Source organism: Leifsonia poae (genome assembly GCF_027921845.1).
Lineage (GTDB): Bacteria > Actinomycetota > Actinomycetes > Actinomycetales > Microbacteriaceae > Leifsonia > Leifsonia poae.
In genome coordinates this window covers 758,643-781,041 of the sequence record NZ_BSEN01000015.1, presented here as the reverse complement: position 1 = coordinate 781,041, position 22,399 = coordinate 758,643, and the positions used below count along the sequence as shown (strand labels likewise).

At 69.5% G+C, this 22,399-nt stretch carries 21 protein-coding genes; 11 read left to right on the top strand and 10 right to left on the bottom strand.

What is annotated here, in order from left to right; all coding sequences use genetic code 11:
* The first annotated feature begins 20 nt into the window (after positions 1–20).
* From PKE84_RS18510 to PKE84_RS18500, 3 genes are all read left to right on the top strand, one after another.
* On the top strand, positions 21–818 hold the full coding sequence (locus tag PKE84_RS18510; protein ID WP_271178715.1) for an ABC transporter ATP-binding protein: 798 nt from the start codon (positions 21–23) through the stop codon (positions 816–818).
* Positions 819–950: 132 nt separating this feature from the next.
* On the top strand, positions 951–1,202 hold the full coding sequence (locus tag PKE84_RS18505) for a type B 50S ribosomal protein L31 (RefSeq protein ID WP_115696813.1): 252 nt from the start codon (positions 951–953) through the stop codon (positions 1,200–1,202).
* Positions 1,203–1,468: 266 nt separating this feature from the next.
* Positions 1,469–1,876 (top strand): hypothetical protein, encoded by a 408-nt coding sequence (locus tag PKE84_RS18500; RefSeq protein ID WP_271178714.1) that lies wholly within the window; start codon positions 1,469–1,471, stop codon positions 1,874–1,876.
* A 158-nt stretch (positions 1,877–2,034) separates the two neighbouring features.
* Here PKE84_RS18500 and PKE84_RS18495 read toward each other — a convergent pair whose 3' ends face one another.
* Genes PKE84_RS18495 through treS form a run of 3 tightly spaced genes read right to left on the bottom strand, consistent with a single transcriptional unit; the run spans position 2,035 to position 4,911 of the window.
* The gene (locus PKE84_RS18495) at positions 2,035–2,421 is read right to left on the bottom strand and encodes a DUF4190 domain-containing protein (protein WP_271178713.1); all 387 of its coding nucleotides are present in this window, start codon (positions 2,419–2,421) and stop codon (positions 2,035–2,037) included.
* A gap of 41 nt (positions 2,422–2,462) precedes the next feature.
* Positions 2,463–3,149, bottom strand: a complete 687-nt coding sequence (locus tag PKE84_RS18490) for an exonuclease domain-containing protein (protein ID WP_271178712.1) — start codon at positions 3,147–3,149, stop codon at positions 2,463–2,465.
* A gap of 52 nt (positions 3,150–3,201) precedes the next feature.
* Positions 3,202–4,911, bottom strand: a complete 1,710-nt coding sequence (gene treS, locus PKE84_RS18485; protein WP_271178711.1) for a maltose alpha-D-glucosyltransferase — start codon at positions 4,909–4,911, stop codon at positions 3,202–3,204.
* Positions 4,912–5,046: 135 nt separating this feature from the next.
* Between treS and PKE84_RS18480 the strand changes: the two genes are divergently transcribed.
* Positions 5,047–5,958: an alpha/beta fold hydrolase gene (locus PKE84_RS18480; protein ID WP_271178710.1), complete on the top strand. Its 912-nt coding sequence runs from the start codon at positions 5,047–5,049 to the stop codon at positions 5,956–5,958.
* Positions 5,955–7,046, top strand: a complete 1,092-nt coding sequence (locus PKE84_RS18475; protein ID WP_271178709.1) for a glycosyltransferase family 4 protein — start codon at positions 5,955–5,957, stop codon at positions 7,044–7,046. Before PKE84_RS18480 ends, PKE84_RS18475 begins: the two co-directional genes overlap by 4 nt.
* An 18-nt stretch (positions 7,047–7,064) precedes the next feature.
* Here PKE84_RS18475 and PKE84_RS18470 read toward each other — a convergent pair whose 3' ends face one another.
* Together PKE84_RS18470 and PKE84_RS18465 are read right to left on the bottom strand one after the other, a co-directional pair.
* Positions 7,065–7,664 carry a histidine phosphatase family protein gene (locus PKE84_RS18470; RefSeq protein ID WP_271178708.1) on the bottom strand — a complete coding sequence of 200 codons (600 nt, stop codon included), beginning with the start codon at positions 7,662–7,664 and terminating at the stop codon, positions 7,065–7,067.
* 31 nt (positions 7,665–7,695) lie between these two features.
* A complete protein-coding gene (locus PKE84_RS18465; protein WP_271178707.1) occupies positions 7,696–8,541 on the bottom strand; it encodes a Sir2 family NAD-dependent protein deacetylase in 846 nt (281 codons plus the stop codon).
* A gap of 109 nt (positions 8,542–8,650) precedes the next feature.
* On the opposite strand from PKE84_RS18465, the gene PKE84_RS18460 reads away from it, so the two are divergent.
* Positions 8,651–9,475: a TrmH family RNA methyltransferase gene (locus PKE84_RS18460; protein WP_271178706.1), complete on the top strand. Its 825-nt coding sequence runs from the start codon at positions 8,651–8,653 to the stop codon at positions 9,473–9,475.
* Positions 9,476–9,494: 19 nt separating this feature from the next.
* Complete coding sequence (locus tag PKE84_RS18455) at positions 9,495–10,739, top strand: D-alanyl-D-alanine carboxypeptidase family protein (protein WP_271178705.1); 1,245 nt, start codon at positions 9,495–9,497, stop codon at positions 10,737–10,739.
* 55 nt (positions 10,740–10,794) lie between these two features.
* Here the strand turns inward: PKE84_RS18455 and PKE84_RS18450 are convergent, their stop codons facing one another.
* Complete coding sequence (locus PKE84_RS18450) at positions 10,795–11,586, bottom strand: SGNH/GDSL hydrolase family protein (protein ID WP_271178704.1); 792 nt, start codon at positions 11,584–11,586, stop codon at positions 10,795–10,797.
* Positions 11,587–11,701: 115 nt separating this feature from the next.
* Between PKE84_RS18450 and PKE84_RS18445 the strand changes: the two genes are divergently transcribed.
* The 3 genes from PKE84_RS18445 to PKE84_RS18435 all read left to right on the top strand — a co-directional run bounded on the left by PKE84_RS18445 (position 11,702) and on the right by PKE84_RS18435 (position 15,676).
* The gene (locus PKE84_RS18445; RefSeq protein ID WP_271178703.1) at positions 11,702–13,525 is read left to right on the top strand and encodes a DEAD/DEAH box helicase; all 1,824 of its coding nucleotides are present in this window, start codon (positions 11,702–11,704) and stop codon (positions 13,523–13,525) included.
* 578 nt (positions 13,526–14,103) lie between these two features.
* The gene (locus tag PKE84_RS18440) at positions 14,104–14,844 is read left to right on the top strand and encodes a VIT1/CCC1 transporter family protein (protein WP_271178702.1); all 741 of its coding nucleotides are present in this window, start codon (positions 14,104–14,106) and stop codon (positions 14,842–14,844) included.
* A gap of 34 nt (positions 14,845–14,878) precedes the next feature.
* Entirely contained in the window at positions 14,879–15,676 is a 798-nt protein-coding gene (locus PKE84_RS18435) for an AMP nucleosidase (protein ID WP_271178701.1), read from the top strand.
* Positions 15,677–15,685: 9 nt separating this feature from the next.
* On the opposite strand, the gene PKE84_RS18430 is transcribed toward PKE84_RS18435, so the two are convergent.
* Genes PKE84_RS18430 through imuA' form a run of 3 tightly spaced genes read right to left on the bottom strand, consistent with a single transcriptional unit; the run spans position 15,686 to position 21,384 of the window.
* On the bottom strand, positions 15,686–19,075 hold the full coding sequence (locus PKE84_RS18430; RefSeq protein ID WP_271178700.1) for an error-prone DNA polymerase: 3,390 nt from the start codon (positions 19,073–19,075) through the stop codon (positions 15,686–15,688).
* 11 nt (positions 19,076–19,086) lie between these two features.
* Positions 19,087–20,655 carry a DNA polymerase Y family protein gene (locus PKE84_RS18425; RefSeq protein WP_271178699.1) on the bottom strand — a complete coding sequence of 523 codons (1,569 nt, stop codon included), beginning with the start codon at positions 20,653–20,655 and terminating at the stop codon, positions 19,087–19,089.
* Positions 20,656–21,384: a DnaE2-dependent mutagenesis accessory factor ImuA' gene (gene imuA' / locus PKE84_RS18420; protein ID WP_271178698.1), complete on the bottom strand. Its 729-nt coding sequence runs from the start codon at positions 21,382–21,384 to the stop codon at positions 20,656–20,658. It abuts the gene before it with no gap.
* A 158-nt stretch (positions 21,385–21,542) separates the two neighbouring features.
* On the opposite strand from imuA', the gene PKE84_RS18415 reads away from it, so the two are divergent.
* Positions 21,543–21,974: an NUDIX hydrolase gene (locus tag PKE84_RS18415; RefSeq protein ID WP_271178697.1), complete on the top strand. Its 432-nt coding sequence runs from the start codon at positions 21,543–21,545 to the stop codon at positions 21,972–21,974.
* 64 nt (positions 21,975–22,038) lie between these two features.
* Here PKE84_RS18415 and PKE84_RS18410 read toward each other — a convergent pair whose 3' ends face one another.
* Positions 22,039–22,242, bottom strand: coding sequence for a cold-shock protein (locus tag PKE84_RS18410; protein WP_271178696.1), 204 nt, complete (start codon positions 22,240–22,242; stop codon positions 22,039–22,041).
* Positions 22,243–22,399: the final 157 nt, after the last annotated feature.

Genomic DNA, 22,399 nt, shown 5'->3' with positions numbered 1-22,399 from the left:
ACGCCGCTAGGCTAGAGGTCATGGCCAGCGTTCTCAAGCTCGAAGATGTGTCCGTCGTCCGTGATGAGAATTCGATTCTCGACTCGGTTAACTGGACCGTCGAGCCGGACGAACGCTGGGTCGTCCTCGGCCCGAACGGTGCGGGCAAGACGACCCTCCTGCAGATCGCGGCGGCCGCCATGCACCCCACGTCCGGCGTGGCGACGGTGCTCGGAGAGCCCCTCGGCCACAGCGACCTCGCCGAGCTGCGTCCGCGGCTCGGCTTCGCGTCGAGCGCGCTCGCGCGCCGCATCCCGCGCAACGAGACGGTGCTCGACGTCGTCATGACGGCCGCATACGCGGTCACCGGCCGATGGAACGAGGAGTACGAGGAGATCGACGAGCGCCGCGCGCACCGCGTGCTCTCCGAGTGGAACCTCGACCACCTCGCCGAGCGCACGTTCGGCAACCTCAGCGACGGCGAGCAGAAGCGGGTGCAGATCGCCCGTGCGGTCATGACCGACCCCGAGATCCTGCTGCTCGACGAGCCGGCGGCCAGCCTCGACCTCGGTGGACGTGAAGAGCTGCTCCAGCTGCTCGGCGGGTACGCCAGCGACCCCCGCTCGCCGGCCATCATCATGGTCACGCACCACGTTGAGGAGATCCCGCTCGGGTTCGGCAATGCGCTGCTGCTGACCGACGGCCGCGTCGCGGCGCAGGGCACCGTGGCCGACGTCATCACGTCGGAGCGTCTGAGCGACACCTTCGGCCTGCAGATCGAGCTCACGGAGCAGGACGGTCGTTACTCGGCACGTGCCCGACAGGCCGCGGCGGAGTGAAGGCCGAAGCACGCCGCATCATCTGCTAAACTCGATAGCTGGCCGACGAGGTTGTTGACTCGCGCCACTAGCTTCCCGTCCCGGCAGAGCCCTGGACACGACCACACACAACTACGCAACAAGGAAGTCCTGATGAAGACTGGCATCCACCCCGACTACGCTCCCGTCGTTTTCCGCGACCTGGCCTCGGGTGCGACGTTCCTTACCCGCTCGACCGTGTCGAGCGACAAGACGATCGAGTGGGAAGACGGCAACACCTACCCGGTGATCGACGTCGAGATCTCCTCGGAGTCGCACCCGTTCTACACGGGCAAGCAGCGCATCCTCGACTCGGCCGGCCGCGTCGAGAAGTTCAACTCGCGCTACAAGAACTTCGGCAAGTAAGCTCACCGCTTCTTCCGTTCAACGGCCCTCGCCTTCCGGCGGGGGCCGTTCTGCGTGTGCGCTGCGGGCCCGGGGGCGTGCCTCGGGGCGCAACTCCGGAAGTTCGGCGGCGATTCCGGCGAAAGTTCCGGAGTTATACGGGAGCGACCCGCGTGTCGGGCCAGAGTTCCGGAGTTAGATCGTTCTGCAGACGGATCCGGAGCCCGGAACGGCCGACCTAGACTGGCGCGGAGCAGTCGGGGAACGGTGTCGGGGGAGAGGCGGACATGCCGGATGAGGAGAGCGGTCCGTCGACCGCGGACGTGCTGTTCCCGTCGGAGCCGACCGGGTTCGAGCGGTGGAAGCCGATACTGGTGGCGCTCGCCCTCATCGGAGCGCATGTGCTGCTCGCGGTGCTGTTGCTGGTCGTCGTGCTGCAGGTCTCGTCCGCGGTCGGAGGTGGAGAGATCTCCGGCAAGGACGACTTGTACCGGCTGGGCTCGGGCCCGCGCAGTGCCGCCGCCGGTGCGCTCATCCCGATTCCGATCGGCGCCACGGCGGCGTTCGCGGTCATCCTGAGTGCCCGCCGCCCTCGCGCATGGGTGCCGGTCGTCATGGCGATGGGCGCGAGCGTCGTGCTGTGCGCACTCTTCCTGGCAACGCTGCACGCGCCGACGCCGATTGTCGGTGGCTGACGGCGGCTGACGGCGGCTGATTGCGGTGGCCGACGCGGCCGCACCACAACTCCGGATGTTCGAACCGGCGCCGCCCCGACGTTCCGGAGTTCAGCGGCACGTGGCGGCGTGTCGCTTCGAGGTTCCGGAGTTGAGCTGACGGGCCGCCGCGCAGCCGATCAGGTGGTGCTGTACTGGTAGCCGACGTTCGCAGCGATGGCGACGAAGATGATCGCGAAGATGATGCCGAGCACGATCTCGGCGAAGCCGATGATGATGGCGGCGATCGCGAAGCCACGACCCTGCTCGCCGCTCTTCTTGATCTGCGAGAGCGCGATGAAGCCGAGGATGATGCCGACGAGAGAGATGAAGAACGACAGGATGAAGCCGACGATCGCCATCGTGTTGTAGCCGCGCTGCGGAGCGCCGCCCTGGTACGTCTGCTCCCCGTACTGCGGCGCCGGCGGGTAGGCGGGCTGCTGTGCGTACTGCGGCTGCTGAGACTGCGGCTCCTGAGACGGGGGCTGCTGCTCAGGCTGTTGCGGAGGCTGCTCTGGTGTGCTCATGCGCCGACTCTAGTGCGGCGCACGGTGCCGGGGGAAGGACCCTAGCGGACGGGCCACGCGCCCGAGGTTGTGAACAACGGGTCGCGTTCGCGCCGCATGTAGGCCTGGAAGTCTTCGGCCTGCTGCTGGCACCAGTTGATCTGCAGGCGGTGGAGCTCCGCGGCCTCCAGGGCGAGCGCTTCGGTGTGCACCCGGGCGAGTGCCTGGGCGACACGACCGGCGGCGATGGCATCGGCCCCCGCGTCGTGGGCGTCGGTCAGGTCGACGCCGTAGTGCAGTGCGGTGACCTCGAGCGTGCGCTTGCCCCGCCGGTACTTGTCGACCGCCTTGTCGATGACGAGCGGATCGATGATCGGGCCGGGCGCGACGAGCGGCGAGATGCCGTGGCGGTGCGCCTCGCGGTCGAGGAGCGTGAAATCGTACGGCGCGTTGTAGGCGACGACGGGCGTTCCCCGGTTGAACAGCTCACGGAGGGCGGCGACGATCTCGGCGACCGCCTGTGCTGCGGGCATGCCGAACTCGGCGGCGTGCGCCGTGCTGATGCCGTGCACGGCGGTCGCACCGGCCGGGATCTCGACGCCGGGGTCGACGAGCCAGTCGTGTCGCTCGACGACGCGCCCGGTGTCGTCGAGCAGTCCGACATGCGCTGAGACGACCCTGGACGACTCGACGTCGATCCCCGTGGTCTCGAGATCGAAGACGCCCAGTTGATCGTGCCAGTTGCTCATGGCACCAGGGTAAGCGGGACCACCGTCACCGCCGTGGTGGCCGGTCGGCGCGTCAGTTGTGGCGCTGCTCGATGTGCAGCCAGTAGAAGCTCTGCGTGCCCAGCGTCAGCGTGAACCGGCCGTCTTCTGCGACGGTCGGGAACTCGGCTCCGCCGAACATGTCGTAGAGCGTGCTGCCGGCGAACTCGGACGCCTCCAGCGACACCGACACCGGATTGTGCGCGAACGAGAACACGCAGAGCACGTCCTCCGGCTGGTCGCCGAAGTGCGTGCCGCTTCCGGCATACGACCGCACGAAGGCCAGTACCGACTCGTGGTTGGTCTGCAGCACCCGGATCTCGCCGAGCCCGAACACCGGATGCGCCTTGCGCACGTGGATCACGTTGCGGATCCAGTGCAGCAGGGACCGCGACTGGGCGAGCTGGGCCTCGACGTTCACCTGGTTGTAGTGGAACACCAGCGACTGCACCACCGGCAGGAAGAGCTTGCCTGGGTCGGCCGTCGAGAACCCGGCGTTGCGGTCGGGCGTCCACTGCATCGGCGTGCGCGAGCTGTCGCGGTCGGGCAGCCAGATGTTGTCGCCCATCCCGATCTCGTCGCCGTAGTAGAGGAACGGGCTGCCGGGCAGGGAGAACAGCAGTGCGTGGGCGAGCTCGAGCTCGGCCCGCGAGTTGTCGAGCAGGGGAGCGAGGCGGCGGCGGATACCGATGTTGGCGCGCATCCGCGGGTCGTAGGCGTACCAGCCGTACATCGCCTGGCGGTACTCCTCGCTGACCATCTCGAGGGTGAGCTCGTCGTGGTTGCGGAGGAAGACGCCCCAGCCTGCGCCATCCGGGATGTCGGTGGTCTCGGAGAGCACTCGGATGAGCTCGGCGGCCTGCTGCGAGCGAAGCGCGTAGAAGATGCGCGGCATCACCGGGAAGTCGAAGGCCATGTGGCACTCCGGCTCGTCCTCGGTTCCGAAGAAGGCCGCGACTTCGCGCGGCCACTGGTTCGCCTCGGCGACCATCATGCGTCCGGGGTACTCGCGGTCGACCATCGAGCGCAGCTGCTTGATGAACTCGTGGGTCTTCGGCTCGCCCTCGCCGTTGCCCTCGTCGGACTCGTAGAGATACGGGATGGCGTCGAGCCGGAATCCGTCGACGCCGAGGTCGAGCCAGAACCGCACGATGTCGAACATCGCCTCGTGCACGGCCGGGTTCTCGAAGTTGAGGTCGGGCTGGTGGGAGAAGAAGCGGTGGAAGTAGAACTGGCGGCGGGCCTCGTCGAACGCCCAGTTGGAGTCCTCGGTGTCGACGAAGATGATCCGGATGTCCGGCCACTTCTCGTCGGTGTCCTCCCAGACGTAGAAATCGCCGTACGGGCCCTCGGGATCGGAGCGCGACTGCTGGAACCACTCGTGCTGGTCGGAGGTGTGGTTCATCGGCAGGTCGATGATGATGCGCATGTTGCGCTCGTGCGCCTTCGTGACGAGGTCTTTGAACTCGTCGATGGTGCCGAACTCCGGCAGGATCGCGCGGAAGTCCGACACGTCGTAGCCGCCGTCGCGAAGCGGCGACTGGAAGAATGGGGGGAGCCACAGCGCGTCGATGCCGAGCCACTGCAGGTAGTCCAGCTTGGAGGTGAGGCCGGCGATGTCACCGGAGCCGTCGCCGTTGCTGTCGACGAACGACCGCACCATCACCTCGTAGAACACGGACCGCCGATACCACTGGGGGTCGAGCGTCAGCCCGGGGAGCGTGATGGGCGCAGTGAAACTCACGGTTCTCCTTCTGGCGCGGCGGCCGACTGCAAGCGATTACAACCACACGAGTCTAGGTGCACGCGAGGGTGGCCTGTCCAGTCCCAGCGGCGTATTGCCGGGAGCGTCCAGCCCTGCTGCCTAGACTGGTCTGCGATGACCGTTTCCTCACCATACGCCGACGCGCTCGGACGCATACCCGTGCGCGCAGATCAGGCCTCGATCCTGGGCGGCGTCACGCGCTACTGGGACTACGGCGACCCGCACGCCACGACGACGATCGTGCTCGTGCACGGCTTCCGCGGTGACCACCACGGGCTCGAGCCGGTGGTCGCGAACCTGCGGGGCGTCCGGATCGTCTCGCCGGACCTACCCGGCTTCGGGGAGTCCGATCCGCTGCGCGAGACCGCGCACGACATCGACGGCTACGCCCGCTGGCTCCGCGAGTTCGTTGCCGCCCTCGGCATCCAGGGGCGCCTGGTCATCCTGGGGCACTCGTTCGGCTCGATCGTGGTGGCGGCGACGCTGGCCGACCACGCGGTGCCCAACGCGCTCGAGCCCGACGCGGTCATCCTGGTGAACCCGATCGGCCAGCCGGCGCTCGAAGGTCCGCGTGGGGTGTTCACGCGCCTCGCGATCTTCTACTACTGGCTCGCGGCGGTGCTGCCCGAGCGGCTCGGCTTCTGGCTGCTGCGCAACGGCGTCATCGTGCGTGTCATGAGCATGACAATGGCCAAGACCAGGAAGAAGGGGCTGCGGCGCTGGATCCACGACCAGCACGACCGCTACTTCAGCGCCTTCAGCGACCGCGGTGTCGTGCTGGAGGCGTTCCGTGCGTCGGTCTCGCACGACGTGAGCGAGTACGCGGCGCGCATCCCGGAGCGGACGCTGCTGATCGCCGCCGAGAAGGACGACATCACTCCGATCGCGGCCGAATACCACCTGCAGACCCTGTTCCCGGATGCCCGGCTCGTCGTGATCGACGGTGTCGGCCACCTCATCCACTACGAGACGCCCGGTGAGGCCGCGCAGGCGATCGACGCGTTCCTGGCAGAGGACGTCCGGTGAAGATCGTCTTCGACTGCCGCTACACGCGGATCGGGAGGCACGACGGGATCAGCCGCTACACGGCCGGACTCGTCTCGGCGCTGGCGAAGCGTCACGCGGTCACGATGCTGATCAGCGACCACCGACAGCTGGAGATGCTTCCCGACGTGCCCTGGGAGCTCGTGAGCTCGCCGACGAGTGCGGGGGAGCCGTGGGTGGCCCGTCAGGTCAACAGGCTTGCCCCCGATGTCGTCTTCACTCCGATGCAGACGATGGGAGGCTGGGGCCGCCGGTACCGCCTCGTGCTGACCGTGCACGACCTCATCTACTACCGCAACCGCACGCCTCCGCGCGACCTCCCCGCGCCCATCCGGTTGCTCTGGCGGCTGTACCACCTGGCCTGGTGGCCGCAGCGGATGCTGCTCAACCGGTCGGATGCAGTGGTCACCGTCTCGAAGACCACCAAGCAACTCATCGCCGACCATCGCCTCACGCGCCGGCCGGTGCATGTCGTGACGAACGCGGCGGACATGCCGCCCATCGCCCCCGAGCGCGCGGCCCGCAGCCTGCCCGAGACGAAGAGCCTGGTCTACATGGGCTCCTTCATGCCGTACAAGAACGTGGAGACGCTCGTGAAGGCGGCGGCGCTGCTGCCGGACTACGAGCTGCACCTCATGAGCAGGGTGAGCGATGCGGAGCGGGAGCGCCTCGGCGCCATCGCACCGGATGCCCGGATCGTGTTCCACAACGGCGCGAGCGACGAGGAGTACGCGGAGACGCTCGCCTCGGCGACGGCGCTCGTGACGGCCTCGCTCGACGAGGGCTTCGGCATCCCGTTGGTGGAGTCGATGACGCTCGGGACGCCGGTGGTGGTGAGCGATATCCCGATCTTCCGCGAGATCGGGGGAGACGCCGCGCTCTACTTCGAGGCGACGAGCGCCGGAGACCTGGCGGCGCGCATCCGGCACCTGGAGGAATCGGGGGTCTGGGCGGCGCGGTCGGCGGCCGCGCGCACCGAGGCGGCCCGGTTCACCTGGGAGGCGTCGGCGGAGCACCTGCTGACGGTGCTCACGGCGGTCGTGGGGCGTGCCGACCGGCGCCTGAGGTAGCGGACTTCCCTTACGGCCTCAGAGAACGGAGGCCGTGTAGAGGTCGCGCTCTTCCGGCGTGAGGTTGAAGCGGTCGAGGGTGAGGGCGCCGTCGTCGTAGACGAACTCGTGCACCGAGCCGTTGGGGATGACCTCGTTGGGGCCCGGCCGCGCGTGGTCGGTGACGTGCCGCGCCAGGGATCCGATGACGCCGCCGTGGCTGACGACGATGATCGATTCCCCCGGGTGGCGTTCGCCGAGCTCGAGCAGCGCGGGCAGCGCCCGCTCGACGACGGCGTCCCGCGACTCGCGACCGGGGACGGGCGTGCCCTCCGGCCAGCGCGCGAGGATCTCAGAGCCGGTCAGCCCCTCCGCCTCGCCGTAGCGTCGCTCGGCCACGGCGGGCAACGGCAGGGGAGCATCCAGCCCGGTGTGCTCCGCGATGATCGCCGCCGTCTCGGATGCCCGCCCGAGCGGACTCGTGTAGATCGCGTCGTACGTGCCGCCGGCCAGGGCGCGACCCGTCGCCTCGGCCTGCGCCCGTCCCGTGGCGTTGAGCGGGATGTCGCTGGAGCCCTGGATGCGTTTGGCGAGGTTCCAGTCGGTCTGACCGTGGCGTACGAGGGAGATCCGGGTCACGCGCGTCCTTTCGTCGCAGGACGCGCGGCGGTCAGGCGAGGCGCCTGGCCAGTTCGACCAGAGTCTCCGTGGTCCCGGCGTCCAGCTTAACGGTCGCCCGGGTGTCGCCCTTGGTCACGCCCCTGTTGACGATGACGATGGGCAGGCGCTTGCGCCGTGCCTCTTCGAGCAGCCGGATGCCGGAGTTGACCACCAGGGACGAGCCGGCGATCACGAGCGCGTCCGACGAACGCACCAGGGCGCTCGCCTCGCGGTACTTCTCGGCGGGGATGAACTCGCCGAAGAAGACGACGTCGGGCTTGAGACGGCCGCCGCACACCGTGCAGGTCGGAACCACGAACGAGTCGATGTCGGTGACGATCGCGTCGCCGTCGGGCGCGATCTCCACGGCGCCCTCGGTGTCGAGCCACGGGTTGGCGTCGTCGATGCGCGCGGAGACGCTCTCACGGGCGAACATCTGACCGCAGGTGAGGCAGAGCACGCGGTCCATGGCCCCGTGCAGGTCCACGACCTTGCGCGAGCCGGCCTGCTTGTGCAGCCCGTCGACGTTCTGGGTGATGACGCCGTTCGCAGCGCCGGAGAGCTCCAGGTCGGCGATCGCCCGGTGGCCCGCGTTCGGCGAGGCGGCGGCGAATCGCCGGTAGCCGAGATGGCTGCCGGCCCAGTACCGCTTGGCGTACTCCTCGTCGGCGAGGAACTGCTGGAAGGTCATCGGAGTGCGCTTGGGCGCGCCCTCGCCCCGATAATCCGGGATGCCCGAATCGGTGCTCACGCCCGCGCCGGTGAGCATTGCGAACCGCCGCCCCGACAGGATGTCGACAGCGCGGTCGAGATCGCTCGCCAGCTCGGGCGGGACCTCGGTCGTGAACGCAGCCATCGACACCTCCTGATACAGCCTGCCCTAAGTCTAAACACCGGAGTTTTCCGAATTGTTTCCGGCTACTGGCAATCTGGATGCTGCACCCGACCACGAAAGGCGGCCTCCTGTGCGCATCCACCGCATCACCGACCTCGGCGACGAGGGCCTCGCCGACTACTCACGGCTCACCGACGTCGCCCTGCGGCGCGTCAGCGAGCCGGCGGGCGGCCTCTACATCGCCGAGTCGTCGAAGGTGATCACGCGGGCACTGGCCGCGGGACATCGGCCGCGCTCGGTGCTGCTGCAGGAGCAATGGCTCCCCGACATCGAACCGCTGCTCGGCGCGTACCCGGACGTTCCCGTGTACGTCGGCGACAGCGGCGTGCTCGAGGAGCTGACCGGCTACCACCTGCACCGCGGCGCGCTCGCGGCGATGCACCGGCCCGAGCTTCCGCCGCTCGCCGACCTCCTCGCGGATGCCCGCCGCGTCGTCGTGCTCGAAGACATCGTCGATCACACCAATGTCGGGGCGATCTTCCGAGCGGTGGCCGGGCTTGGCGCCGATGCCGTGCTGGTCAGCCCGCGCTGCGCCGATCCGCTCTACCGGCGCAGCGTGCGCGTGAGCATGGGGACGGTGCTGCAGGTGCCGTGGACGCGCATCCCGGAGTGGAACGAGGCAGCGCCGATCCTGCACAACGCGGGGTTCGAGATCGCGGCCCTCGCGCTCTCCGACGACGCGGTCGGACTGGACGAGTACGCCGCCGATCCACCGGAGCGGGTGGCGATGGTGCTCGGGTCGGAGGGCGACGGGTTGAGCAGGCGGGCCCTCGCCGCCGCAGACACGGTGGTGACCATCCCGATGCTGCACGGAGTCGACTCCCTCAACGTCGCCGCCGCGAGCGCCGTGGCACTCTGGGCGTTGCGGGCGCGTTCTCAGGGATCTGCTGACTAGCCCACCGTAGAATCTCCGGGTGCACGATCAGCCCCGCCGTTACACCCGACAACAGGTCTACCGTCGTCGTCGCATCGTCGTCTTCGGATTCCTCGGGATCGTGCTGGTCAGCATCCTGTACATCACGGGGTCGCTCTTCGCACCCATGCCGGCGACCGCGGCCGTCACCCAGCATCAGGCGAGCATCGCGCAGCCGGCCGCCGATCTGGTCTGGCCGACCTGGGGCTCGAGCGCGATCACCGCGCCGGACTATCCGGGGGCGAGCGAGCTCCACGGATCATCGGCGAGCGTTCCGATCGCCAGCGTGACCAAGACCATCACCGCGCTCGTGATCCTGGACAAGAAGCCGATCGCGTCGGGTAAAGACGGCCCGACGATCTCCTTCACGCAGAAGGACGTCGACATCTGGAATCAGGTGATCGCTGAGGGCGGCTCGTGGGCCCCGGTGGTGGCCGGGACGAGGATGACCGAGCGGCAGGCGCTGGAAGCGATGCTGCTGCCGTCGGCCAACAACTACGCGATCTCCCTGGCGAACTGGGCGTACGGCTCGACCGGCTCCTTCGTGTCAGCGGCCAACTCGTGGCTGAAGGCGAAGAAGTTCACCGGCACGCACCTGGACAGCCCCGACGGCCTGACCCCCGGCAGCGTCAGCACGACGAAGGACCTGATCGGCATCGGCAAGCTCGTGCTCGCCGACCCGGTGCTCTCGGCGATCGTGTCGCAGAAGAACGTCACCCTGCCGGGCGCAGGCAAGCAGGACAACACGAACACCCTGCTCGGTGTCGGCGGCATCGACGGCATCAAGACCGGCAACACCGACGAAGCCGGCAACTGCCTGCTGTTCTCGGCGAAGGTGACCGTCGGCCAGAGCACGGTGCGCGTCATCGGCGTCGTGCTGGGGGCTCCGACCCACAACGATCTCTGGGCGGGAGTGCAGAAGCTCTTGACCAGCATGAAGAACGGCTTCGCCGAGGTGGATGCGGCGCATGTCGGGCAGTCGTACGGCACGTACACGACGCCGTGGGGTGCGAAGACGACCCTGGTCTCGACGTCGACGAAGATGTTCCTGGTCTGGTCGGACACGCCGATCCAGGTGGCGCTGCAGACCCGCACGGTGCAGTCGGGCAAGGCGGGCGACGTCGTCGGCCAGGTGACCTTCACGCTGAACGGGAAGACGCAGACGGCTCAGCTGGCGCTGAAGGACGCGCTGCCGGATCCGGGGCCGTGGTGGCGCCTCGCGCATCCGGGCGGTCTCGGGGCCTGAGGGGCGCTGGGGGCGCTTGGGGCCCGACCGTCTCGGGGCCGAGAGGCGCTTGCGATCAGTCCTCCGTGTGGATCACGAACGGGCCGGCATCCGGACGCTTCGGCTTGACCAGGTCGCCCGATGACTGGTGCCGGATGCGCCGGATCACCCACGGGACGAGGTACTCGCGCGCCCACGAGAGGTCTTCCGAGCGGGCCCGACGCCAGGTGCGCTCCGGCAGCGGCTCGGGTTCGAGCGGCTGCAGGTCGTTCTCGACGTTGAGGGCGGAGAGCACCATGCGGGCCACGGTGTGGTGGCCGAGCGGGGCGAGGTGCAGGCGATCGGGGGCCCACATCCGCGCGTCCTGGATCTCGGTGAGCGACCACTGGTCGGCGACGATGCAGTCGTAGCGGGCGGCGATGGCACGCACGTTCTCGTTGTAGATCGCGACCTTGCCGCGGATGCCGCGGAACACGGGGGAGAAGCCGACATCCACGCCGGTGAAGACGACGATGGTCGCGCCCTCCGCGCTCAGCCGTTGCACGGCCTGGTCGAAGAGCGCGGCGATCTGGTCGGGGTCCGTGCCAGGGCGGATCACGTCGTTGCCGCCGGCTGAGATCGTGATCAAGTCGGGGCGAAGCGCGACCGCCGGCTCGACCTGCTCGTCGAGGATCTGGCGGATCAGCTTGCCGCGCACGGCGAGGTTGGCGTAGGCGAAGTCGTCGGTCTGCCGGCTCAGGACCTCGGCGACGCGGTCGGCCCAGCCGCGGTGGCCACCGGGGCTCCGAGGCTCAGGATCGCCGATCCCTTCGGTGAACGAGTCGCCCAGAGCGACGTAACGGGACCAGGGATGCTGTGCTTCGGCCATGCTTCCATTCTGCACTTCTCGCGATGCGCGGTCGTCGCGACGGGGCCGGGTTCGGCGCGCCCGGGCCGCACGACGGGTCGGCGGATGTCGGCGGCAGGCGGTAAATTCGATACACGTGGAAACGCCGACCTCACCCTCCGAACCCGATCGTCCGGGCGCGCACGCGGGTACCTTCGCGGCGGAACATCTCTCTCCCTCCTTCCCCGAGCGTGCGGCCTGGGGAACGGCGAACAAGCTTCGCGCGTGGCAGGCCGAGGCGCTCGACGTCTACTTCCAGAGCGAACCACGCGACTTCCTCGCGGCCGCGACGCCCGGCGCCGGCAAGACGACCTTTGCGCTGCGTCTCGCGACGGAGCTGCTGTCGCGCCGCATCATCGAGCGCGTCACCGTTGTGGCTCCCACCGAGCACCTCAAGCGGCAGTGGGCCGAGGCGGCGGAGCGCGTCGGGCTGCACCTCGACCCCGAGTTCAAGAACTCCGACGGCCGGTACGCGCGCCACTACAAGGGTGTCGCGGTCACGTACGCGCAGGTCGCGATGCGGCCGAGCCTGCACAAAGACATCACCGAGAGCTACCGCACGCTGGTCATCCTCGACGAGGTCCACCACGGCGGCGACGCGCTCAGCTGGGGCGACGGCATCCGTGACGCGTTCGAGCGGGCGACCCGCCGCCTCTCGCTGACGGGAACGCCGTTCCGTTCGGACACGGCGCCCATCCCGTTCGTGACGTACCTGCCCGACGAGCACGGCATCCGCACCTCGCTCACCGACTACAACTACGGCTACGGGCGCGCGCTCGAAGACGGTGTCGTCCGTCCGGTGATCTTCATGGTCTACGCGGGGCACATGCGCTGGCGCACCAAGACCGGCGACGAGATGGAGGCCCGTCTCGGCGAGGGCAACACCAAAGACATCACGTCGCAGGCGTGGCGCACTGCGCTCGATCCACGAGGGGAGTGGATCCCGGCGGTGCTCAACGCGGCCGACCGGCGCCTCACCGAGGTGCGCAACGCCATCCCGGATGCCGGCGGCCTGGTCATCGCGACCGACCACTACGCGGCGCGCGCCTACGCCGACCTGCTTCAGCAGATCTCGGGGGAGCCGGTCACGGTCGTGCTCTCCGACGAGAAGGAGGCGAGCGACCGGATCGCCGACTTCTCCGCCGGAACGTCGCGGTGGATGGTCGCCGTGCGCATGGTGTCCGAGGGCGTGGACGTGCCGCGGCTCGCCGTCGGGGTGTATGCGACCAGCGCTTCGACGCCGCTGTTCTTCGCGCAGGCGATCGGACGCTTCGTGCGTGCGCGTCGCCGCGGTGAGACGGCCTCGGTGTTCCTGCCGAACGTGCCCGCCTTGATGTCGCTGGCGAATGCGCTCGAACTCGAGCGGGACCACGCGCTCGACCGTGCGTCGGAGGAGCTCGCCGAAGGCGACTTCTACAACCCCGAAGACGCGATGATGGCCGAGGCCAACCGCGACGAGAAGGCGTCGGAGGCGCTGACCGAGCAGTTCGCGTTCGAGGCGCTCGGTTCCGAGGCGAACTTCGACCGTGTGCTGTACGACGGCAAGGAGTTCGGCAGCTACGCGGTGCCGGGAAGCGACGAGGAGCTCGACTTCATCGGACTGCCGGGCATCCTGGAGCCGGATCAGGTGCACGAGCTGCTCACCCAGCGACAGCAGCGGCAGGCGCGCCGCACGTCGTCGCGGCCGGCCTCGGCGGAGGGGCACCCGCCGGCGCCGCTGTACCGCAACCTCAAGGAGCAGCGCTCGCTGCTCAACAGCCTCGTCGGCCTCTACTCGAAGAACACGGGCGAGCCGCACGGCCTCATCCACGCGGAGCTGCGCCGCGTCTGCGGCGGGCCGGCGGTGGCGCAGGCGAGCGTGACGCAGCTGCAGTCGCGCATCGACTTTCTGCGCAAGCGCCTCGGCCGCCCGCTCGTCTGAGCGGCGGCGCGCGCGGGCGGCCCTCGCGAGAGGCGCCGAACGTCGCGCATCCGAGCGGAATGAGCGACGTTCGGCACCGTTCGCGAGTGCGTCATGGTGCCAGCGCGGCTCGCTTCGCGCGAGAGGCGCACCCGCGCCGGTGCGGCGCCGGTGCCGGCGCCGGCGCGGTGGTCGAGTTGCGGCGAATGTGCGGTTGGAGGTGCGCGTGACCGCACATTCGCCGCAACTCGATGCCGCGTGGTGGCTCGCGTGAGTCTCCGTGGTGAGGCGTTCGCGCGAGAGGCGCGAAATGTCGCGCATTTCGCCCGAATGAGCGACGTTCGGCACCGTTCGCGAGCGCGTTATGGTGTCAGCGCAGGTCGCTTCTCGCGAGAGGTGCGAAATGTCGCGCATTCGCGTGGAATGAGCGACATTTGACACCGTTCGCGGAGGCGGCCTGGCGCCGGCGCCTGCGCGACGGTCGAGTTGCGGCGAATGTGCGGTCGGGGGTGCGCGGGACCGCACATTCGCCGCAAGTCGCTGGCGAGCGAGCGCGCGATTGCCTGGCGCGCGCGGCGCGGACGTGCTGTGCTTGGCGTATGACTGACGGCGCGAACAGGGCAGCGGTCCCCGGGCAGCATCCCGAGGAGCCGCACCGGGAGGGGCTGGCCAAACGGCTGAACTGGCTGCGCGCCGGCGTGCTGGGGGCGAACGACGGCATCGTGTCGGTCGCCGCCGTCGCCGTTGGCGTCGCGAGCGCGACGCCGCAGCTCGCCCCGCTCATCACCGCCGGCCTCGCCGCGCTGGTCGGCGGTGCGATCTCAATGGCGCTCGGCGAGTACGTGTCCGTGAGCAGCCAGCGTGACAGCGAGCACGCGCTGATCGCGAAGGAGAGTCGCGAGCTGGCGGAGATGCCGGAGGCGGAGCTCGAGGAGCTCACGGGCCTTTATGAAGCGAAGGGCCTCAGCCGGACGACGGCGCGCCAGGTGGCGGTGGAACTGACCGAGCACGACGCGCTCTCCGCGCACCTGTCGGCCGAGCTCGGCATCGACCAGAACGATGTGGTGAGCCCGTGGCACGCCGCGCTGGCGTCGGCCGTCGCATTCACGATCGGAGGCATCCTCCCGCTCGTGCCCATCCTGCTGCTACCGGCGGACATCCGGATCCCGGTCACGTTCGTCGCCGTGCTCGTCGCGCTGGCCGTCACCGGCTGGGTCGCCGCGTTCATCGGTGGAAGCCAACGGGTGAGGGCGACCCTCCGCGTCGTGATCGGGGGAGCGCTCGCCCTCGCGGCGACCTTCCTGATCGGAGCGCTGCTGGGGACGACCGGCGTGGTCTGAGCGCGAGCCGGCGCGGACGGTGGATGGTGTGATCATGAAAGAGAAACAGGAGATCGTCTCCAACTGGCTGCCCCGGTACACCGGGACGCCGCTGGCCGACTTCGGCGAGCACATCCTGCTCACCAACTTCGGGGACTACGTCGAACGCTTCGCCAGTTGGAGCGGTGTCGAGGTGCGCGGATCCGACCGCGCGATGCCCAATGCGACCGCGGACGGCATCACGATGATCAACTTCGGGATGGGCAGCCCCAACGCTGCGACGGTCATGGACCTGCTGAGCGCGATCTCGCCCAAAGCGGCGCTGTTCCTCGGCAAGTGCGGCGGCGTCAAGAAGAAGAATGCGATCGGCGACCTGGTGCTGCCGATCGCCGCTATCCGGGGCGAGGGGACATCGAACGACTACCTGCCGCCCGAGGTGCCGGCGCTGCCGGCGTTCCAGCTGCAGCGCGGTGTCTCGACGACGATCCGCGATCTCGGCTTCGACTACTGGACGGGCACGGTCTACACGACCAACCGCCGTGTCTGGGAGCATGACGACGCGTTCAAGACCTACCTGCGGCGCACTCGGTGCATGGCCGTCGACATGGAGACCGCGACGATCTTCGCCGCCGGCTTCGCCAACCGGATCCCGTGCGGTGCCCTGCTCCTGGTGTCCGATCAGCCGATGGTGCCGGAAGGCGTGAAGACGGAGGCGAGCGACCGCAGCGTCACCGCGGAGTTCGTGGACCGGCACATCCGGATCGGGGTCGAGGCGCTGAAGCTCGTGCGCCGCAACGGCCGCAGCGTGCGCCACCTCCGCTTCGAGGACGAGGAGAAGTCGGGCAACGTGTAGCCGCGTTCGTCAGCGGAAGTCCCGGGAGGTGGTGCGCATCCCGACCCCGAGCGTCTCGAGGCGATCGGCGATCACGTTGATCACGCCCTCCTCCGAGCGCTCCAGCATGCCCCGGATGACCATGGCCGGCGCCTCCCTGGCGACGCGTCGGTAGCGGTTCCAGACCCCCACCGGGCAGATCACGTTGACCAGGCCGGTCTCGTCTTCGAGGTTGAGGAAGGTCACGCCGGCGGCGGTCGCCGGACGCTGGCGGTGCGTGACCACACCGCCGACCTCGACGCGCCGGCCGGATTCGGCGAACGGCAGCTGCTCGGCGCTCAGCACTCCGCGACCGGCCAGCTCCGAGCGCAGGAAGCCGATCGGGTGGTCGTCGGTCGAGATGCCGGTCGCCCACAGGTCGCTCGCGAGCTGCTCGGCCGGCGTGAGCATCGGCAGCAGCGGCGGCTGCACCGTGATGCTGGTGCCGCTGAGGTACTCCGGCTTCTCCTGCGCTGCATTGCCGGCGCCCCAGATGGCCTGACGCCGGCTGAGGTCCATGCTCTCGAAGGCGCCGGCGGCGGCCAGAGCCTCCAGCTGGGCGACGTTCAGCCCGACGCGGCGGGACAGGTCGCCGAGGTCGGTGTACGGACCACCGGATGCCCGCTCGGCCACGATGCGGGCCGCCAGCTTCTCGCCGATCGACGTGACACCGGCGAGCCCGAGGCGCACGGCATGGCCGGCGTCACGGCGATGCCGGGCGTAGTCGAGCGGGATCGCGCGCCGGAAGGGCCCGATCTCGGGCTGGTCGGTCTGCAGGCACGGGTCGTCGCCGGTGGGCTCGTGGTGCGCCTCGTCGAGCGGTTCGAGCACCGGGAACACCTCGGAGAGCTGGATGTCGGGACGATGCACCACCACACCGTGCCGTCGGGCGTCGGCCGTCAGCGTGCGCGGCGAGTAGAACCCCATCGGCTGCGCCCGCAGCAGCGCGGCGAGGAAGGCGCCGGGGTAGTGCAGTTTCATCCAGGAGCTCACGTAGACGAGCAGGGCGAAACTGATGGCGTGGCTCTCGGCGAACCCGAAGTTGGCGAACGCCTCGATCTTGGCGTAGATCGCGTCGGCGTCGTCGCCGGTGATCCCGTTGTTCGCCATGCCGGTGTAGAGCTTTTCGCGCAGGGTGCCGATCTTCTCCTGCCCACGCTTGGATCCCATCGCCCGGCGCAGCAGGTCCGCGTCTTCTGCGGTGCAGTCGCCGACCGCGACCGCCATCTGCATCAGCTGCTCCTGGAACAGCGGGACACCCATCGTGCGCTCCAGCACGGGCTCCAGCTTCGGATGCAGGTAGGTCACCTTCTCCTGCCCGAGCTTGCGCCGGATGTACGGATGCACCGCGCCACCCTGGATGGGACCGGGCCGGATGAGCGCGATCTCGATCACCAGGTCGTAGAACGATCGCGGCTGCAGGCGCGGCAGCGTGCCGATCTGCGCCCGGCTCTCCACCTGGAACACGCCGATCGAGTCGGCTCGGCAGAGCATGTCGTACACGCCCTGCTCTTCTTTCGGGATGCTGTCGAGCGTCCACTCCTCGCCGAGCGCCGACGCGATCGTCTTCATCGAGTAGTCGAGCGCGCTGAGCATCCCGAGCCCGAGCAGGTCGAACTTGACCAGCCCCATCCAGGCGCAGTCGTCTTTGTCCCACTGCAGCACGGTGCGGTTCTCCATGCGGGCGTGCTCGATCGGGCACACCTCGCCGACCGGGCGGTCGGTGAGCACCATGCCGCCGGAGTGGATGCCGAGGTGTCTCGGGAACTTGAGCACCTGCTGTGCCAGGTCGACCACTTCATCCGGGATGTCGTGGTCGGCCGTCGGCTGGATCGATCCCCAGGAGTCGATCTGCTTCGACCAGCCGTCTTGCTGGCCGGGGCTGTAGCCGAGGGCCTTCGCCATGTCGCGCACCGCGTTCTTGGGGCGGTAGGTGATGACGTTGGCCACCTGGGCGGCGTTGAGGCGGCCGTAGCGACGGTAGACGTACTGGATGACCTCCTCGCGCCGGTCGGAGTCGAAATCGACGTCGATGTCGGGCTCCTCCTCGCGCATGCTGGAGAGGAACCGCTCGAACGGCAGGTCGTACTTGATGGAGTCGACCGCCGTGATGCCCAGCAGATAGCAGACCGCCGAGTTGGCCGCCGACCCGCGCCCCTGGCAGAGGATGCCCTGGCTGCGCGCGAATCGGACGATGTCGTACACGATCAGGAAGTAGCCAGGGAAGTTCTTGGCCTCGATCACGTCGAGCTCCCGCTGGATGCGCTCCCGCTTGGCCTCGTCGATGTGCCGGTACCGCTCGGCGGCGCCCTGCCAGGTGAGCTCCCGCAGCCAGCTCATCGGGGTGTGCCCCTCCGGCACCTCCTGGGCGGGGAGGTTGGGCCGGGCACTGCGCAGCCGGAACGCGAGGTCGTCGGCGATCTCGACGGTGCGTTCCACCGCGCCCGGGTAGCGGGCGAACCGGGCCGCCATCTCGCGGCCGCTGCGCAGGTGGGCGGTGTTCGCCGCGGGGAGCCAGCCGTCGAGCTCGTCGAGGCTGCGCCGGGACCGCACGGCCGCCAGCGCGGACGCGAGCGGATGCTGGGCCGGCGAGGCGTAGTGCACGTTGTTGGTGGCGATCACGGGCATGCGGAGCCGCTCGGCGATGCGGGCGAGTGCGTCGTTGTCGGTGGTGTCGCGCGGATTGCCCTGGTCGATGAGTTCGACGAGCACGCTGTCGCGCCCGAACAGTTCGGCCAGGCGCGCCACCTCGCGCTCGGCCGCCCGTTCGCCGTCGGAGGCCAGCGCCCGTCGCACATCGCCTTTGCGGCAGCCGGTGAGCACGGCCCAGTCCCCGCCGGAACGGTCGGAGAGGTCGGCCAGGTCGTAGAGCGGTCGGCCCTTTTCCTGGCCGGCGAGCTGGGCGGCGGTGAGGGCGGCGGCGAGCGCGTGGTAGCCGGCCTGCTGCCGGGCGAGCACGACCAGATGGCTGCCCTCGGGATCGGCCTCACCGTTCTGCGGCTTGCTGAGCTCGAGCGAGAGCTCGGCGCCGAACACCGTCTTCACCCGGTCGTAGGCCTCGGCGGCCTCGGCGAGGTGCACGACCCCGTAGAGCCCGTCGTGGTCGGTCATGGCGAGACCGTGCAGGCGCAGCCGGGTGGCCTCCTCGAGCAGCTCCTCCGGCGAACTGGCGCCGTCGAGGAAGCTGAAGTTGGAGTGCGCGTGCAGCTCGGCGTATGGCACGTGGCCGTCGTCGGGCTCGTCGGGCACGACGGGCGGCGGGATGTACGGGGCACGCTTGCGCGACGACGGCCGCTCATCGACCTGTTCGCCGGTTCGCCGGGTGCCCGACAGCCGCCTCTCGAACTCGGCCCACGGGATCGGGGGGTTATTCCAGCCCATCGCTGCGCTCCCTAGTCATACCGCGCCTCCGCCCGCCAGCCCTCGTCACCGAGCACCAGCAGCCAAGCCGTGCCGTCGGCATCGACCACCTGGAAGCGCTGCACCGTGCGCGCGTGCTCCGGGTCCCACCAGCGTTCGCGCACCGGCCACGGACCCGCCCACGCCGTCACCTCGCGGGCGTTGCGCGCCTCGCGGGCATCCAGGGCCGACCCGGCGGCCGAGAAGCGGTGGATGGGCGCGCTGACCGTTCCCCGCTCATCCACCGTCACCGGGTCTCCGCCGGCGGAGTAGACGCCCACCGGACGCGCCACCTCGAACACCGTCGCCGGGGCGGGCGCCGGCAGGCTCCCCGGCCAGGGCTGCTCGGCGCGGGCCGCGCCGACCGCGCGGTCGCCCCACGGCACCAGGATCTGCCGCTCGGCCAGGGCTCGACCGCCGCCGATCGTCGCGGTGAGCACGGCGTCGTGACCGAGCATGCTCTGCACCCGGGACAACCCGTGGTGGATGCGCTCGTCGGCGCCTCCGCCCCACAGACCGTCTTCGTGGTGGCCGATGTCGTCGACGCTCTCGGGGGCGACGAGCACGCGCATGATGGGGGAGCCGAGTCCGCTGTCGACCGCCCCGCTGCCCTGCAGCTGCCAGCGCACCCGGTCGACGACGTCGGCGGCGGAGAAGAGCCGTGGATGCAGCCACGTGCGTTCGCTCGCCCGGCCCGACTCGTCGGTCACCTCGATGCGGAGCGCCGTGCACACCAGTCCGGCCTTGGTGAGGCCGGCGATGAAGGTCTCGGCGGTGCCGCGGAAGGCGAAGGTCACCTGATCGACCCGGTCGAGCGGCGGCTCGAACTCGATGACCCGGTCGAGCTGCTTGGGCGGGGTGCGGGGCACGACGGCCGCCCCGTCGAGGCCGCTGGCCAGAGTGTGGCAGCGTGCGCCCAGTTCCCCGAACCGCTCACGCACGTCGGTGGGATCGAGCGCGGCGAGGTCACCGAGCCGGTGGATGCCGAGACGGTGCAGGAGCGGGGTGAGCGCATCCTGGCCCAGCATCGACACCGGCAGCGGCGCCAGGAAGTCGGGGGAGGCGCCGGGCGGGATGATCCGTACGCGATCGAGGCCGGTGCTGCGTGCCGCCTGCTCCGCTGCGAACGGGCCGTCGGCGATGCCGATGCGCGCGTCGGGGATGCCGAGTCCTTCGAGGCAGCGCAGCAGCTCGGCGGCCGCCTGCTGCTCGCCTCCGTAATACCGCGCCGGCCCGCGGGCACGCAGCACGCAGGTACCGGGACGCACCGCCTGCACGCCGGGGGTGATCTCTTCGATGGCGGCCAGCACCGGCTCGAAGGCACGCGTATCCAGCACCGGATCGTACGGATGCACCAGCAGCTGGGTGCAGCGGGCCTGGGCTTCCCGGATGCGCAGGCCGCGCTTGACCCCGTCGGCGCGCGCCGCCGCCGAGCAGGCGAACACGAGGTTGCGGTCGACGAGCGCGAGCGGGGCGGTGGCGGGGAGCTCGAGGGTCTGCACGGTCGCGGTGACCGGCCAGTCCGGACACCACAGCACGATCGCTCTGGTCACGGCCGGCACTCAGATCACCGCCTCCAGATGCGGGACGTCATCCATCGCGGAGAGTCCGGTGACGGCCGCGGGCGAGACGGCCCGGAAACTCTCGCTCGGATCGGGCAGCCACAGGTCGGCCCGTCGGAGCGATCCTGGGCCGCCGCGGGTCGCCGATTCCACGGTGACCCGGTGCGCCGCGAGATAGCCCGTTCCGTCGCCGAGGCCGTCCCACCCGCTGCGCGACACCGTGAGGGTCGCCTCGACCTGGGGCCAGTCGCCGACCACGATGAGGGTGGACTCGCGCTGCCGCAGCCGGGCGGTGAGCCGTGCGACATCGCCGTCTCTCGCCCGTGCCGGCGGCACGATCACCACGACGCTCAGCACGTCGACCACCGCGGCCGTCACGGTGAGCCAGTTCTCGCCGGGATGCGGAACCAGCACGAGCCGCTCCAGATCGATGCCGAACCGGCGGGCGGCCTCGGCGCCGAAGTCGGGCATGCCGACGACTCCGCACCAGGCACCGGCCGCGCTCGGGCCGGCGAGCAGCGCCATCACCAGCGTGGTGGAGCCGCGCACCGAATAGGCCGCCCCCGATTTGAGCGCTCCGCCGGGCAGCAGCGAGGCGAGGGCCGGATGCGTCTCCTGCCGCCGGTCGTCGAGCTTGGTGGCCTGCATCTGCCGGATGCGCGACTGCAGCTCATGCACCTGCGACCGGTCGGAGACCGGCGAGGCGAGGGCGGCTGCTGTGGAGAACACACATCAATTTTCGAACATATGTTCGAAGATCGCAAATGGAATCTGCTGCGAAAGAGCGCCCCGCGCGTGTCGCGCCTGAACGGGTCCGAACCCCGTCCGCCCGGCGACGGACCCAGGCGGACACGACGAACGATACGCCCCCGGTGTGACAATCGACTATGCGCTCCACCTACCCGGCCGCCGTCTATCTCTGCCTGCGCGACGGCGACGACATCCTGCTGCTCCGCCGCGCGGGCACCGGGTACCGCGACGGGGAGCTCGCCGTTCCGGCCGGCCACATCGAGGTGGGGGAGTCGGCGACCCAGGCGCTGCTGCGGGAGACCCGCGAGGAGATCCTGGTCGAGCTCGCTCCGGACGACGTGCGCATGGCGCTCGTGCAGCACGGCCGCGCCGACGGCGAGACCTACATCGACTTCTTCTTCACCGCCGAGCGCGGTGACGCCCGGCCGGCCATCGGCGAGCCGGACAAATGCTCCGAGCTGCTCTGGGCCCGGGTCGATCGGCTGCCCGACGACGTGGTGCCGGCCGTCCGACACGCGATCGAGGCGATCGGGCGGGGCGAGACCTACACGGAGTTCGGCTGGCAGTAGCCCCCGGGCACAGAAGAAGGGGCCGGACCGCGAACGGTCCGACCCCTTCTCACGAGCTCAACGATTAGAGCGGGCGGATGTTCTCCGCCTGCAGGCCCTTGGGGCCCTGGGTTACCTCGAACTCGACCTTCTGGTTCTCTTCCAGCGAGCGGTAGCCGCTCGAAGTGATCGCCGAGTAGTGGGCGAAAACGTCAGCGCCACCATCATCGGGAGCGATGAAGCCGAAGCCCTTTTCGGCGTTGAACCATTTGACCGTACCTGTTGCCATGTCTCCTCCAGGAGCGAATTCTCGACCCCGAACGTCGGGGCCTCGCCGAGTGTTGTAAGCCTGCTCCTGAAAAGGTGGCCACGCTCCGGTTCCGGATCGTACCGCTCCAACACATGCAAAACACACGGCGTATGCCCCAGCCTAGTGGCAGAAACGC

Excerpts from the sequence above, each read along its gene's own strand:
- PKE84_RS18510 (WP_271178715.1), top strand. The coding sequence starts at position 21 with ATGGCCAGCGTTCTCAAGCTCGAAGATGTGTCCGTCGTCCGTGATGAG.
- PKE84_RS18505 (WP_115696813.1), top strand. The coding sequence starts at position 951 with ATGAAGACTGGCATCCACCCCGACTACGCTCCCGTCGTTTTCCGCGAC.
- PKE84_RS18500 (WP_271178714.1), top strand. The coding sequence starts at position 1,469 with ATGCCGGATGAGGAGAGCGGTCCGTCGACCGCGGACGTGCTGTTCCCG.
- PKE84_RS18495 (WP_271178713.1), bottom strand. The coding sequence starts at position 2,421 with ATGAGCACACCAGAGCAGCCTCCGCAACAGCCTGAGCAGCAGCCCCCG.
- PKE84_RS18490 (WP_271178712.1), bottom strand. The coding sequence starts at position 3,149 with ATGAGCAACTGGCACGATCAACTGGGCGTCTTCGATCTCGAGACCACG.
- PKE84_RS18480 (WP_271178710.1), top strand. The coding sequence starts at position 5,047 with ATGACCGTTTCCTCACCATACGCCGACGCGCTCGGACGCATACCCGTG.
- PKE84_RS18465 (WP_271178707.1), bottom strand. The coding sequence starts at position 8,541 with ATGGCTGCGTTCACGACCGAGGTCCCGCCCGAGCTGGCGAGCGATCTC.
- PKE84_RS18450 (WP_271178704.1), bottom strand. The coding sequence starts at position 11,586 with ATGGCCGAAGCACAGCATCCCTGGTCCCGTTACGTCGCTCTGGGCGAC.
- PKE84_RS18440 (WP_271178702.1), top strand. The coding sequence starts at position 14,104 with ATGACTGACGGCGCGAACAGGGCAGCGGTCCCCGGGCAGCATCCCGAG.
- PKE84_RS18435 (WP_271178701.1), top strand. The coding sequence starts at position 14,879 with ATGAAAGAGAAACAGGAGATCGTCTCCAACTGGCTGCCCCGGTACACC.
- PKE84_RS18430 (WP_271178700.1), bottom strand. The coding sequence starts at position 19,075 with ATGGGCTGGAATAACCCCCCGATCCCGTGGGCCGAGTTCGAGAGGCGG.
- PKE84_RS18415 (WP_271178697.1), top strand. The coding sequence starts at position 21,543 with ATGCGCTCCACCTACCCGGCCGCCGTCTATCTCTGCCTGCGCGACGGC.
- PKE84_RS18410 (WP_271178696.1), bottom strand. The coding sequence starts at position 22,242 with ATGGCAACAGGTACGGTCAAATGGTTCAACGCCGAAAAGGGCTTCGGC.